Here is a 13,667-nt window from a genome sequence, read left to right on the forward strand (position 1 = left end):
CGCAACTTCGCAAACTTTGCCAGCACGGACTCTGCTCCCCATCGGCTCACTATGAAGCCTACGGTTCCGCGTGGTCAACCTTTGCCGTCCCTGCCACTGCGGTGCCTGCATTACGCTCGCCGAGTGCTCATCGTGATCGAAGGAGTCGACGGTGCCGGCAAGCGGACGTTGACCAACGGTCTGCGCGCCGCCTTCGAGGCCGGCGGCCGGTCGGTGTCCAGCCTGGCGTTCCCCCGTTACGGGGTCTCGGCGCCCGCGGATCTGGCGGCCGAAGCCCTGCACGGTGCCCACGGTGACCTCGCCGACTCGGTCTACGCGATGGCCGTGCTGTTCGCGATGGACCGCGCAGGCGGTAAAGCCGAGATCGAGCGACTGGCCGCGGAATCCGACGTCGTGATCCTCGATCGCTACGTCGCCTCCAACGCCGCCTACAGCGCTGCGCGGCTGCACCAGGGCGGCGACGGGGATGTGGTGGCCTGGGTGCGCGACCTCGAGTACGGACGGCTGCAGCTGCCCGCCCCGGACTGGCAGGTGCTGCTGGATGTGCCGACAGAACTGGCGGCGCAACGTGCGGTGAACCGGGCCGCCGAAGAGGCCGACCGGGCCCGGGACGCCTACGAGCGCGACGACGGGCTGCAGCGTCGCACGTCAGCGGTGTACACCGAGTTGGCCGCAGCCCAGTGGTGCGGGCCGTGGACAGTCGTGCCACCGGACGTCGACGCAGCCGAACTCGCGGAAATTCTGCGTTAGCCGCCAGACCGCTGCGGATCGGCGAGACGGCAGATACCCTCAGCCATGGGGCGTCGCCCAGGCGACGAAATTGTGCAACGTGGTACCGGGGGGTCCGATGACTGTTCCAATTCATACGCGCGTCGAACTGCTTGCGGAGGTCGACGATCGCGTCGCCCGGATGAAGTCGGCCTGCGGACAATTCGACCAGGGCACCCTCGTCGAGGCCATGACAGTGGCAGTGCACGTCCGCGCGCTCGTCCACCACACCGACACCACCCGCGCCCTGATCGACCAGCGCGACCTCACCTGGGTGGACACCGCGGGCGTGCCCCATCCCAAGAACCAGTCCGGCGCGGCCTGCTTGACACTGATGAAGATCCGCAGCGGACCGCAGGGCTACGCCGAATACGTGCCGAAGCTCGGGCTGTACCCGCCGGCACCGATCCGCACCAGGGACGGCGGCAGGATCGACCGCGGCTCGCGCATCCCGTTCGACCACTGGTGGACCAACCCGGTGGTGCGGGACTGCGACGGCGCCGACTACTCCCGCAAGCAACTCGTGCTCGCGCTTGCCAACGAGCTGGTGGCCTCGGACGACCCGGAGACGACGGCTGCGCGGCGGGCGCTGGCCGACAGCTACTCGCTGGGGTGGGTGCTCGCAGGCGAAACCGGCGGCGCGGCGGGGAAGACTTTCGAGAGAAACCCGGTGCCTGCCAGCGTGCGGCAGATCGGCTACGAGGTGATCGAGTCGATCAGGCAGCAGCGCGACATCCTCGGCTGACATCTAACCGGGCGAACGCCGATGTGATGCGCCGGACAGCGATCCTGATTTGGTGCGCATCGCTGGTGGCGGTCGGCTGTCAGCGCTCGACCGACGGCGAATCCGCATCCGCCGGTGGTCTGCAGTCGTTACCGCTGACCGTGCAGGACGTCAGGCAGGTCAGCGGATTCGGCGAGTTCACCCGGACAGCCGACGATGACCGGACCGTCGCGGACACCGCAACCCCCGAGGGCCCGTGTCGCGCGTTGTTCGACCAGGGGGTGGCCTTCGGTGACGACTGGGTCGACTCCCGCACCGTCGTCGACGACGGCGATGTGGACATCGGGGACCGGGCGCCGGTGTTCGCCTCGATCATCCAGGCCGTGGTGGCGTATCCGGACAGCGACAGCGCGCGGGACGCGTTCGATCGCCGCCTGGTGGACATGGACAACTGCGCCGCCCTGCGCCTCGAATTCATGGACGGAGCTGTGCTGCGACCCGACCCGGCGACGGTCGCCTACGTCAATGATCAGTGGACGGTGGCGTCGGCGGTCAAGTCCTCGGTCGTCGTCGACGTGTCGGTGACCGTTCTGCCCGACTCCGAGACGATCGCCTCGGAAATCCTGCAACGGATCGTCGACCGGATCGACTGAGCCTGCGCCGCCAGAACGGCGTTCCAGACCTCGGTGCCGGTCAACACGCAAATCGCCCGGTGTGGTATCCGAGGTTTATTGCTTTCTGGTGACACCATGGACACCATGAGGCAAAGGATCCTGGTCGTCGATGACGACCCTTCGCTCGCCGAGATGCTCACCATCGTTCTGCGTGGCGAGGGCTTCGACACCGCGGTGGTCGGTGACGGCACCCAAGCGCTGACCGCGGTCCGCGAGCTGCGGCCCGATCTGGTGCTGCTGGACCTCATGTTGCCCGGCATGAACGGCATCGACGTGTGCCGGGTGCTGCGTGCGGACTCCGGCGTGCCCATCGTGATGCTGACCGCCAAGACCGACACCGTCGACGTGGTGCTCGGGTTGGAGTCCGGCGCCGACGACTACGTGATGAAGCCGTTCAAGCCCAAGGAACTGGTGGCCCGGGTGCGCGCCCGGCTGCGTCGCAACGAGGACGAGCCGGCCGAGATGCTGTCGATCGCCGACATCGACATCGACGTCCCGGCCCACAAGGTCACCCGCCAAGGCGAGCAGATCTCCCTGACCCCGCTGGAGTTCGACCTGCTGGTCGCGCTGGCACGGAAACCCCGCCAGGTGTTTACTCGAGATGTGCTGCTCGAACAGGTGTGGGGTTACCGTCATCCCGCCGACACCCGTTTGGTGAACGTGCACGTCCAGCGGCTGCGGGCCAAAGTCGAGAAGGACCCGGAGAACCCGCAGGTGGTGCTCACCGTTCGAGGAGTGGGATACAAGGCCGGACCCCCATGACTCTGACCGCTCGGCGGTGGGCGTGATCTTCAGTTCGAGACGGCGTATCCACCGGCGGTCGGCACCACTTGTCCGCGGCCTGGGTGCGCTGGGCAGGGCGCTGAGTTTGGCGTGGCGGCGCTCTCTGCAGCTACGTGTCGTCACCCTGACGCTGGGCCTGTCGCTGGCGGTCATCATGGTGCTGGGCTTCGTCCTCACCAGTCAGATCACCGACCGGATCCTCGAGGTCAAAGTGCGCGCGGCCACCGAGGAGATCGAACGGGCCCGCGGTACGGTCAGCGGAATCGTCGGCGGTGAGGAGACCCGTTCCCTCGACAGCAGCCTGCAGCTGGCCCGCAACACCCTGATCGACCGCAAGGCAGATGCCGGCTCCGGCCTCGCCGGCGCCTTCGACGCAGTGCTCGTCGTCCCCGGGATGGGTCCCCGCGCGGCCACCTCCGCCGGCCCGATCGACCAGGTGCCCAACGCGCTGCGCGACTTCGTCAACGCCGGACAGGTCAGCTACCAGTACTCGACCGTGCACACCGACGGCTTCTCCGGACCCGCCCTGATCGTCGGCACCCCGACGTCGTCGCCGGCGGCCAACCTGGAGCTCTACCTGATCTTCCCGCTGAACAGCGAAGCCTCCACGATCGCGTTGGTCCGCGGCACGCTGGCCACCGGCGGGGTGGTGCTGCTCGGCCTGCTGGCCGCGATCGCGCTGCTGGTGGCGCGTCAGATCGTGCTGCCGGTGCGGTCGGCGTCGCGGATCGCCGAGCGGTTCGCCGAAGGGCACCTCGCCGAGCGAATGCCGGTGCGCGGCGAGGACGACATGGCGCGGCTGGCGGTGTCGTTCAACGACATGGCGGAAAGCCTGCACCGCCAGATCACCCAGCTCGAGGAGTTCGGCAACCTGCAACGAAGGTTCACCTCCGACGTCAGCCACGAACTGCGCACCCCGCTGACCACCGTGCGGATGGCCGCCGACCTGATCCACGACCACGCCGAAGACCTCGACCCCGCGTTGCGCCGCTCGACCGAGCTGATGGTCAACGAGCTGGACCGGTTCGAGTCGCTGCTCAGCGACCTGCTCGAGATCTCCCGCCACGACGCCGGCGTCGCCGAGCTGGCCGTCGAAGCCGTCGACCTGCGCTCCATCGTCAAGAGCGCCCTGGACAACGTCGGTCACCTCGCCGAAGAAGCCGGCGTGGACCTGATCGTCGACCTGCCCACCGACGACGTCATCGCCGAAGTCGACCCGCGCCGGGTGGAGCGGATCCTGCGCAACCTGATCGCCAACGCCATCGACCACGCCGAGCACAAACCGGTGCGCATCCGGATGGCCGCCGACGAGGACACCGTCGCGGTCACCGTCCGCGACCACGGCGTGGGCCTGCGCCCCGGCGAGGAGAAGCTGGTGTTCAGCCGGTTCTGGCGGGCGGATCCGTCGCGGGTGCGCCGCTCCGGCGGAACCGGCCTCGGGCTGGCGATCAGCATCGAGGACGCCCGGCTGCACCAGGGCAGGCTGGAAGCCTGGGGCGAGCCCGGTAAGGGCGCCTGCTTCCGGTTGACGCTGCCACTGGTCCGCGGACACAAGGTGACCAGCAGCCCGCTGCCCGTCAAGCCCGTCGAACCGACACCGGTGCCCTCCGGCACCCGAGCGACCCGCGAACGCGAACCGGCAGGGGAGAGCGTGTGACACGCTTCCTAGCCGCGCTGTTCGCACTGGTGCTCGCGCTCACCGGATGTTCCGGGGTGCCCAGCTCGTCGTCGCCGCAGGCCATCGGCACCGTCGCCCTGCCGGCGCCACCCAGCCTGCCCGAGCCCACCCCGGGGATGGACCCCGACGTGCTGCTGCGGGAATTCCTCAAGGCCACCGCCGACCCCGCGAACAGGCACCTGGCCGCGCGGCAGTTCCTCACCGAATCGGCGTCGAGTGGCTGGGACGACGCGGGCAGCGCGCTGCTGATCGACAACGTGGTTTTTGTCGAGACCCGTACGCCCAACCGGGTTTCGGTGAGTATGCGCGCCGACATCCTCGGCTCACTGTCGGACATGGGAGTGTTCGAGACGGGCGAGGGGGCCCTGCCCGACCCCGGCCCGATCGAATTGGTGAAGACGTCGGACGGCTGGCGCATCGACCGTCTGCCCAACGGGGTCTTCCTGGACTGGCAGCAGTTCCAGTCCACCTACAAACGCAGCACCCTCTACTTCGCCGACCCCACGGGCAAGACCGTGGTGCCGGACCCGCGCTACGTCGCGGTGTCCGAGCCCGACCAGTTGCCCACCGAGCTGGTCAGCAAGTTGATCGCGGGTCCGCGGCCGGAGATGACCGACACCGTGCGCAACCTGCTCGGCCCGCCGCTGAAACTGCGGGGGCCGGTGACGCGCGCCGACGGCGGCAAGACCGGCGTGGGACGCGGCTACGGTGGGGCGCGCATCGACCTGGATAACCTGGCCACCACTGACCCCCAGAGCAGGCAACTGCTTGCCGCGCAGCTGATCTGGACGTTGTCCCGGGCCGGCATCAACGGGCCGTACGTGATCACCGCCGACGGTGCCGCACTCGACGACCGGTTCGCCGACGGCTGGGACACCGCCGACGTCGCCGCGACCGATCCCGGTGCCGTCGACGGTGCCGCGGCCGGGCTGCACGCCCTCGTCGGCGGGTCCCTGGTGCGGCTGGACGGCCAGCGCGCGCCGCGGGTGTCGGGTTCATTCGGGCAGATGCCCGGCCAGAGCGCCGCCTCGCTGTCGCGCGGCGGTCAGCTGGTCGCCTCGATCATCACCGAGCGCCCCGGCGCTCCCGACATGGCCTCGACACTGTGGGTGGGACCGCTGGGCGGGGACGCATCCCAGGCGATGGACGGCCGCAGCCTCAGTCGGCCGAGCTGGTCGCTGGACGACGCCATCTGGGTCGTCGTCGACGGCATCAACGTCGTCCGCGTCATCCAGGACGCCTCGGGCCAGCCCGCCCGGATCCCCGTCGACTCCGCCTCGGTGTCGACCCGATTCCCCGGCCCGATCGCTGAACTGCAGCTCTCGCGGGACGGCACCCGCGCCGCCATGGTGATCGAGGGACGGGTGATCCTCGCCGGTGTCGAGCAGACAGAAGGCGGCGGGTACGCGCTGACCTTCCCGCGACGGCTCGGCTACGGGTTGCGCGACACGGTGGTGTCGCTGTCCTGGCGCACCGGCGACGACATCGTCGTCAGCCGCACCGATGCCCAGCACCCGGTGGCCTACGTGAACCTCGACGGGGTGAACTCCGACGGCCCGACCTACAACCTGCTGCGGCCGGTGACGACGGTGGCGGCGAACCCGTCGGCCGTCTACGTCGCCGACGCGCGCGGGGTGCTTCAACTCTCGGGGTCGACCGCCGACGGCGACCCCGGGTGGGCGGAGGTCCGGCCGTTGATGACAGCGGGTGCGCTGCCGGTGCTGCCGGGCTGACACTGGACGTGCTGCCGGACAGCCCCCCGGCAGCCAGCCGATGGAGAGGTCACCGATGGATATCGACAAGATGCAGGTTTCCCGGAAGTCGGTGATCGTCGGCGCGGGAGTGGGCCTCGCGGCGGCCACGCTGGCGGCGTGTTCGGGCGGTGATTCCGGCGATTCGAGTGATTCCGGTGGCGAGGCTTCGGGGGCGGCGTCGGAGGAGCTCATCACGACCGCGGACGTGCCCGTCGGCTCCGGCATCATCGTCGGCGAGACCATCATCACCCAGCCGGTGGCGGGGGATTTCAAGGCGTTCTCGGCGGTGTGCACGCACTCCGGCTGCCTGATCAACGTGGTGGCCGACGGGACCCTCAACTGCCCCTGCCACGGCAGCAAGTTCAGCCTCGACGGCGCAGTGGTCAGGGGCCCGGCCGCGCGCCCGCTGACCGAGGAGACGATCACCGTGCAGGGAGATTCGATCGTCGCCGGCTGACGTGCCCCGCGAGTGTGAAGCCAGGGCTGTGGATCAGGGCGAAACCACGACCCGGGATGATATTTCGCGGCGAAGCGGGGCCGGGCTGTCGGACGCCGACGCCACACTGGGGGCGTGCTCGACCTGGTCCTTCCGCTGCAGTGCGGTGGCTGCGGTGTCGCGGGCGTGGGCTGGTGCGCGGCGTGCGACCGAGAACTCACCGTCCGGCCCGACCAGCCCCACCTGGTGACGCCTCGCCTGGACCCCGGCGTGCCTGTGCTGTCGCTCGGCCGGTACGCGGGCGCGCGCCGAAAGGCCGTCGTCGCGGTCAAGGAGCGGGGCCGCGCCGACCTGCTCGAACCGCTGGCCCGGGCGTTGCACACCGCGCTGGATCACCTGCTGACGTGGGGGCTGCTCGACACCCCGATGTCGGTGGTGCCCGCACCCACCAGACGCTCAGCGGCCAGGCGTCGCGGTGGTGACCCCGTCACCCGCCTCGCCCATCGGGCCATCGAGGGCCACCACGGCCTGACCGTCGCCCCGGTGCTGCGGATGAAGGCCTTCACCCGCGACTCCGTCGGGCTCTCCAGCGCCGCCCGGCAGCGCAACATCGCCGGGCGCATCCGCATCACCACACCGGTGACGGGGCCCGTCGTGGTGGTCGACGACGTGGTGACGACCGGCGCCACCGCCGCCGAATCGGTCCGGGTCCTGCAAACGTGCGGCACCGACGTCGTCGCCGTCCTCGCGCTGGCGCACGCCTGAGCATTGCCTTCAGATCAAGCGGACATGAAGAACTGAAAACACGTCTGCCGAATCAGTGGCACGACCAGGTGAACACGGACTACCGTCGGCACCAACCATCCGTGAACATCTCACGGCGGCGATCCGCACAGGAGACGCCGGTATCGCGCCCAGCGGTAGGAGGTGAGTAGTCGACACCTTGCACCGGCGAGCGGCGCAACCAGGACAGCCTCGTCGGTGCGATTTCTTCGTATAGCCGGGCACACGCAAGTGTGCACACGCGAAACAGAATCGAGTTGCCAAGTATGTCAAGTCATTCCATGGAATCAGACAGCACGATGGTGGTGGACCCGAGCACTGACGGATCGGCCGAACCTACTCCGAACGCCGAGGTGGCGGTGACGGGCCGAAACGTCGAGGTCCCCGACCACTTCCGTAACTACGTCTCCGAGAAGCTGTCTCGCCTGGAACGCTTCGACCGCACCATCTACCTCTTCGACGTCGAGCTGTATCACGAGCGCAACCGCCGCCAGCGGAAGAATTGCCAGCACGTCGAGATCACCGCCAAGGGGCGTGGACCCGTCGTCCGTGGCGAAGCCTGCGCCGACAGCTTCTACGCCGCCCTCGAATCGGCGGCAGGCAAACTCGAACGCCGGCTCCGCAAGAGCAAGGACCGCCGCAAGATCCACTACGGCGACAAGACGCCGGTGTCGCTGCACGAGGCCACCTCGCTGGACCACCTGGTCGACGGGTTCACCCCGCTGCAGGAGCCGGTCGAGAACACCAACGAGGTCGCCGTCGACGACCACGAGCCCGGACGGATCGTCCGCACCAAGGAGCACCCCGCCATCCCGATGACCGTCGACGACGCCCTCTACGAGATGGAGCTCGTCGGCCACGACTTCTTCCTGTTCCACGACAAGGACAGCGACCGGCCGTGTGTGGTCTACCGGCGGCACGCCTACGACTACGGTTTGATCAAGCTGGCCTGATCAACCTGGCCTGAGGTCGATCCGGCGCGCGGAAGCACCGCCAGTGTCGCTCTGCGCGCCGGATTCGCTCTCAGTGCGGCGCGCCTGACACGCTCGACCAGCGTTTTCGATGCGTCACCTACGATGGTGTCCGTCTGAACGCGTGCCGCCATCAACAAAGAGGAAACAGCGTGCTGGGAAAGTTGCTCCGTCTCGGTGAAGGCCGCATGGTCAAGCGCCTCAAGGGGGTGGCTGACTACGTCAACACCCTGTCCGACGACATCGAGAAGCTGTCCGACGCGGAACTTCGCGCCAAGACCGACGAGTTCCGGGACCGCCTGGGCGGCGGCGAGGACCTCGACGACCTGATGCCCGAGGCGTTCGCCGTCGCCCGCGAGGCGGCGTGGCGGGTGCTCAACCAACGGCACTTCGACGTCCAGGTGATGGGCGGCGCCGCGCTGCACTTCGGCAACGTCGCCGAGATGAAGACCGGTGAGGGCAAGACGCTGACCGCCGTGCTGCCCGCCTACCTCAATGCGCTGGCCGGCAAGGGCATGCACATCGTCACCGTGAACGATTACCTGGCCAAACGCGACGCCGAGCAGATGGGCCGCATCCACCGCTTCCTGGGCCTGGACGTCGGTGTGATCCTGTCGCAGATGACCCCCGAAGAGCGTCGGGCGGCCTACAACGCCGACATCACCTACGGCACCAATAACGAGTTCGGGTTCGACTACCTGCGCGACAACATGGCGCTGCGGCTGGAGGACTGCGTCCAGCGTGGGCACACCTTCGCGATCGTCGACGAGGTCGACTCGATCCTCATCGACGAGGCCCGCACCCCGCTGATCATCTCCGGCCCCGCCGACGGCGGTTCCAACTGGTACCCGGAGTTCGCCCGGCTGGCGCCGCTGATGGAAAAAGACGTGCACTACGAGGTCGACATCAAGAAGCGGACCGTAGGCGTGCACGAGATCGGTGTCGAATTCGTCGAGGACCAGCTGGGTATCGAGAACCTCTACGAGGCCGCGAACTCGCCGCTGATCAGCTACTTGAACAATGCGCTCAAGGCCAAGGAGCTCTTCGAGCGGGACAAGCATTACATCGTGCGCAACGGTGAGGTGCTGATCGTCGACGACTTCACCGGCCGCGTGCTGATCGGGCGCCGCTACAACGAGGGCCTGCACCAGGCCATCGAGGCCAAAGAGCAGGTGGAGATCAAGGCGGAGAACCAGACGGTCGCCACCATCACCCTGCAGAACTACTTCCGCCTCTACGACAAGCTCGCCGGCATGACGGGCACCGCCGAAACCGAGGCCGCCGAGCTGCACGAGATCTACAAGCTCGGCGTGGTGACGATCCCGACCAACATGCCGATGATCCGCACCGACCAGTCCGACCTGATCTACAAGACCGAGGAGGCCAAGTTCATCGCGGTCGTCGACGACGTCGTCGAGCGCTATGAGAAGGGCCAGCCGGTGCTGATCGGCACCACCAGCGTGGAGCGTTCGGAGTTCCTGTCGCGCCAGTTCCAGAAGCGCCGGATCCCGCACAACGTCCTCAACGCGAAGTACCACGAGCAGGAAGCCGGCATCATCGCCGAGGCGGGCCGGCTGGGCGCCATCACCGTCGCCACCAACATGGCCGGCCGCGGCACCGACGTCATGCTCGGCGGCAACGTCGACTACCTGCTGGACAAGCGGCTGCGGCAGCGCGGTCTCGACCCCGTCGAGACCCCTGACGAATACGAGACCGCCTGGCACGAGGACCTCCCGCACGTCAAGGCGGAGGCCGCCGCCGAAGCCAAGGACGTCGTCGCCGCGGGCGGGCTCTACGTGCTCGGCACCGAGCGCCACGAGTCGCGCCGCATCGACAACCAGCTGCGCGGCCGCTCCGGCCGCCAGGGCGACCCGGGTGAGTCCCGCTTCTACCTGTCGCTGGCCGACGAGCTGATGCGACGGTTCAACGGCGCGACGCTGGAGACGCTGCTGACCCGGCTGAACCTGCCCGACGACGTGCCCATCGAGGCCAAGATGGTCTCGCGGGCCATCAAGAGCGCGCAGACCCAGGTCGAGCAGCAGAACTTCGACATCCGCAAGGAAGTCCTCAAGTACGACGAGGTGATGAACCAGCAGCGCAAGGTGATCTACGCCGAGCGCCGCCGCATCCTGGAAGGGGAGAACCTCGCAGAGCAGGCCCAGAACCTGCTCACCGACGTGGTCACCGCCTACGTCAACGGCGCCACCGCCGAGGGCTACTCCGAGGACTGGGACCTGGAGAAGCTGTGGGAGGGGCTGCGTGCCCTCTACCCGGTGGGGATCGACCACCACGACCTGATCGACTCCGACGCCGTCGGCGAGCCGGGCGAACTGACCCGCGAGGAGCTGCTCGACGCGCTGCTCAAGGACGCCGAAAGGGCCTACGCGACGCGTGAGGCAGAGCTCGAGGAGATCGCCGGCGAGGGCGCGATGCGCCAGCTGGAACGCAACGTGCTGCTCAACGTACTGGACCGTAAGTGGCGCGAACACCTCTACGAGATGGACTACCTGCGCGAAGGAATCGGGCTGCGCGGGCTGGCGCAGCAGCGTCCCGAGGTGGAGTACGCGCGCGAGGGCTACGACATGTTCGTCGGCATGCTCGAGGGCATGAAGGAGGAGTCGGTCGGCTTCCTGTTCAACGTGCAGGTCGAGGCCACCGCCGGCCCGGCGGTCTCGGCGCAGGCGGCCCCGCCCGGACTCGCCGAGTTCGCGGCCGCGGCGGCCGCAGGACAGGGCGGTGTGGCCACCAAGCAGCGCCCGCCAGGTGCCGGCATTCGCGCCAAGGGCATCGACGACAAGGCCCGACCGCTGACCTACTCCGGACCGTCGGAGGACGGGTCGGTCGAGGTCAAACGCTCCGGTGGGGCTAAGCCGTCCGGCAATGGCGGCGGCAGCCGTCGCGAGCGTCGCGAAGCCGCCCGCCAGCGCGGCCGCCACGCCAAGGACAGCAAGCGCTGAGGCTCAGCCGATCTGTAGCGCGACCATGCGCCAGCGGTCGCGGTGCCGCTCGATGCGGGCGGCCACGGCGTGCACCCGACCGCAGCGGGTGAACGAGGCGAACACCTCTGCCGCGCACACGTCGTCGGGCGTCCCGCCGTCGTCCACCGCGCGCACCCGCACCCGGCGTATCGTGGCGCTGCCGCCGCGCGCCTCCCCGGCGTGCGCGATCACCCGGTCGACGAGCACGGGGGTCATCAGCGGGCGCAGCTGAGCGATCGGCCTGCGCCGGTCGATCACCTCGATCACCTGGCGCAGCGCCGTCTCGGCGAACACCACCGCCGATCTCGGCGGGGGCGGCTCACACGGGTGCCCCGGAGGGCGTCGCGCCGGACGCTGCGCGGGACGATGCAGCGATTCGCCCGACGGCGCCGCACACACCGGTCCGCGGCGCGGCCCGGGCGCCTCGGGTGCGGGTTCGTAGTCGATGACCGGCGAGGACGTCCACTGCTGGGGCGTCGGATCAGGCATCGGATCAGGCAGAGTCGAAGTGGTCATGAATGGTCTCCAGCGATCGGTCACGGCACGAGCGGGCGTCTGCTGGAGAGTCACAGACCGCTCCATGATCCCATGTCCGACAGGCACATCAGTGCACCCGTTGAGCGGGCGCCCAGAATTTCCGGATAACGTGGCACTGATTGTCAATCGAGCGAGGGAGCGTGGCGCCGCAATGGTGACGAGGTTGTCGGCGTCCGACGCGTCCTTCTTCCGGCTGGAGAACTCCGCCACCCCGATGTACGTGGGGTCGCTGTCGATCCTGCGCAAGCCCCGCAACGGGCTGAGCTACGAGACCTTGCTCGCCACCGTGGAACAGCGGCTACCACAGATCCCGCGGTATCGGCAGAAGGTGCGCGAGGTGAAGTTCGGACTGGCCCGGCCGGTCTGGGTCGACGACCCCGACTTCGACATCACCTATCACGTCCGCCGCTCCGCACTGCCGTCCCCGGGCAGTGACGCTCAGCTGCACGACCTCATCGCGCGCCTCGGCTCCCGGCCGCTGGACAAGTCCCGGCCGCTGTGGGAGATGTACCTGGTCGAGGGCCTGGCGAAAAACCGCCTCGCGATCTACACGAAATCGCACCAGGCGCTCGTCAACGGGATGACCGCGCTCGAGATCGGCCACGTCATCGCCGATCGGACCCAGAAGCCGCCAGAATTCGGCGAGGACATCTGGATCCCGTCGCGCGAACCCAACGACCGGCAACTGCTGATCGGTGCGCTCGGCGAATGGGTCACCGGCCCAACCGCGCAGGTGGCCGCCGTGCGTTCGGCGGTGACCGAGGCGGTCAACAACACCGGTCTGCTGGTGGATCTGGGGCGCCGCGCGGCCGAGGTGGCCCGCACCGTCGCGCGCGGCACCGCGCCGAGCAGCCCGCTGAACACCACGGTGTCGCGCAACCGGCGGTTCTCGGTGGCCTCGGCCGGCCTCGACGAGTTCCGGCGTATCCGGGCCCGCTACGACTGCGACGTCAACGACGTGGTGCTGGCCGTGATCGCGGGCGCGCTGCGGAACTGGCTGCTGTCCCGGGGCGAACCGGTGAGCACCACCACGACCGTGCGGGCGATGGCGCCGATGTCGGTCTATCCGGAGGATGAACACGACTCGAGCGGGCCGGGCCAGGCGATCAGCGAGGTGTCGCCGTTCCTGGTGGATCTGCCCGTCGGCGAATCGAACCCGGTGGTCCGGTTGTCCCAGATCGCCCACGCCACCGAGGCGCAGTCCAGCGCGACCAGCCTGGTCGACGCCCGGACGATCGTCACGCTGACGGGTTTCGGGCCACCGACGTTGCACGCCATGGGCATCCGGGTGGCGACCAGCTTCTCGGCCCGCCAGTTCAACTTGCTGATCACCAACGTGCCCGGCGCCCAGAAGCAGATGTACCTCGCCGGCACCAAGCTGCTGGAGACCTATGCCGTGCCGCCGCTGCTGCACGACCAGGTGCTCGCGCTCGGTGTCACGTCGTACAACGGCACGCTCTACTTCGGCATCAACGCCGACCGGGACGCGATGAGCGACGTCGATATGCTGCCCGGCCTGCTGCGCGAATCGCTGGACGAGCTCACCGAAGCCGCTCAGTAACCTGCGCCGGGAGGCAGCCG

At 68.7% G+C, this 13,667-nt stretch carries 12 protein-coding genes; 11 read left to right on the forward strand and 1 reads right to left on the reverse strand.

The genetic code is table 11. From position 1 onward, the window contains the following. Window positions 1-123: 123 nt before the first annotated feature. The 10 genes from G6N53_RS12140 to secA all read left to right on the forward strand — a co-directional run bounded on the left by G6N53_RS12140 (window position 124) and on the right by secA (window position 11,528). A complete protein-coding gene (locus tag G6N53_RS12140) occupies window positions 124-750 on the forward strand; it encodes a dTMP kinase (RefSeq protein ID WP_163888679.1) in 627 nt (208 codons plus the stop codon). A 97-nt stretch (window positions 751-847) separates the two neighbouring features. Further along, entirely contained in the window at window positions 848-1,513 is a 666-nt protein-coding gene (locus G6N53_RS12145; protein ID WP_163888680.1) for a hypothetical protein, read from the forward strand. Window positions 1,514-1,539: 26 nt separating this feature from the next. Further along, window positions 1,540-2,145 carry a sensor domain-containing protein gene (locus tag G6N53_RS12150; RefSeq protein WP_163888681.1) on the forward strand — a complete coding sequence of 202 codons (606 nt, stop codon included), beginning with the start codon at window positions 1,540-1,542 and terminating at the stop codon, window positions 2,143-2,145. Window positions 2,146-2,241: 96 nt separating this feature from the next. Beyond that, on the forward strand, window positions 2,242-2,928 hold the full coding sequence (mtrA, locus tag G6N53_RS12155; protein WP_159233213.1) for a two-component system response regulator MtrA: 687 nt from the start codon (window positions 2,242-2,244) through the stop codon (window positions 2,926-2,928). Between the two features lie 22 nt (window positions 2,929-2,950). Next, window positions 2,951-4,606 carry an MtrAB system histidine kinase MtrB gene (gene mtrB, locus G6N53_RS12160; protein ID WP_163888682.1) on the forward strand — a complete coding sequence of 552 codons (1,656 nt, stop codon included), beginning with the start codon at window positions 2,951-2,953 and terminating at the stop codon, window positions 4,604-4,606. Continuing rightward, window positions 4,603-6,360: an MtrAB system accessory lipoprotein LpqB gene (lpqB, locus tag G6N53_RS12165; RefSeq protein ID WP_163888683.1), complete on the forward strand. Its 1,758-nt coding sequence runs from the start codon at window positions 4,603-4,605 to the stop codon at window positions 6,358-6,360. Before mtrB ends, lpqB begins: the two co-directional genes overlap by 4 nt. Before the next feature lie 55 nt (window positions 6,361-6,415). Next, window positions 6,416-6,838 carry a QcrA and Rieske domain-containing protein gene (locus tag G6N53_RS12170; protein WP_237166504.1) on the forward strand — a complete coding sequence of 141 codons (423 nt, stop codon included), beginning with the start codon at window positions 6,416-6,418 and terminating at the stop codon, window positions 6,836-6,838. 114 nt (window positions 6,839-6,952) lie between these two features. After that, window positions 6,953-7,582, forward strand: coding sequence for a ComF family protein (locus G6N53_RS12175; RefSeq protein WP_163888684.1), 630 nt, complete (start codon window positions 6,953-6,955; stop codon window positions 7,580-7,582). Window positions 7,583-7,866: 284 nt separating this feature from the next. Continuing rightward, window positions 7,867-8,553, forward strand: a complete 687-nt coding sequence (gene hpf / locus G6N53_RS12180) for a ribosome hibernation-promoting factor, HPF/YfiA family (RefSeq protein WP_205390365.1) — start codon at window positions 7,867-7,869, stop codon at window positions 8,551-8,553. 170 nt (window positions 8,554-8,723) lie between these two features. Then, window positions 8,724-11,528, forward strand: a complete 2,805-nt coding sequence (secA, locus tag G6N53_RS12185) for a preprotein translocase subunit SecA (protein WP_163888686.1) — start codon at window positions 8,724-8,726, stop codon at window positions 11,526-11,528. Window positions 11,529-11,531: 3 nt separating this feature from the next. Here secA and G6N53_RS12190 read toward each other — a convergent pair whose 3' ends face one another. Then, window positions 11,532-12,065: an Rv3235 family protein gene (locus G6N53_RS12190; protein WP_163888687.1), complete on the reverse strand. Its 534-nt coding sequence runs from the start codon at window positions 12,063-12,065 to the stop codon at window positions 11,532-11,534. Between the two features lie 172 nt (window positions 12,066-12,237). Here G6N53_RS12190 and G6N53_RS12195 point away from each other — a divergent pair, with 172 nt between their 5' ends. Continuing rightward, a complete protein-coding gene (locus G6N53_RS12195; protein ID WP_163888688.1) occupies window positions 12,238-13,647 on the forward strand; it encodes a WS/DGAT/MGAT family O-acyltransferase in 1,410 nt (469 codons plus the stop codon). Window positions 13,648-13,667 lie beyond the last annotated feature (20 nt).

Origin of the sequence: Mycolicibacterium hippocampi (genome assembly GCF_010723735.1) — a bacterium.
GTDB classification, from domain to species: Bacteria; Actinomycetota; Actinomycetes; order Mycobacteriales; family Mycobacteriaceae; genus Mycobacterium; species Mycobacterium hippocampi.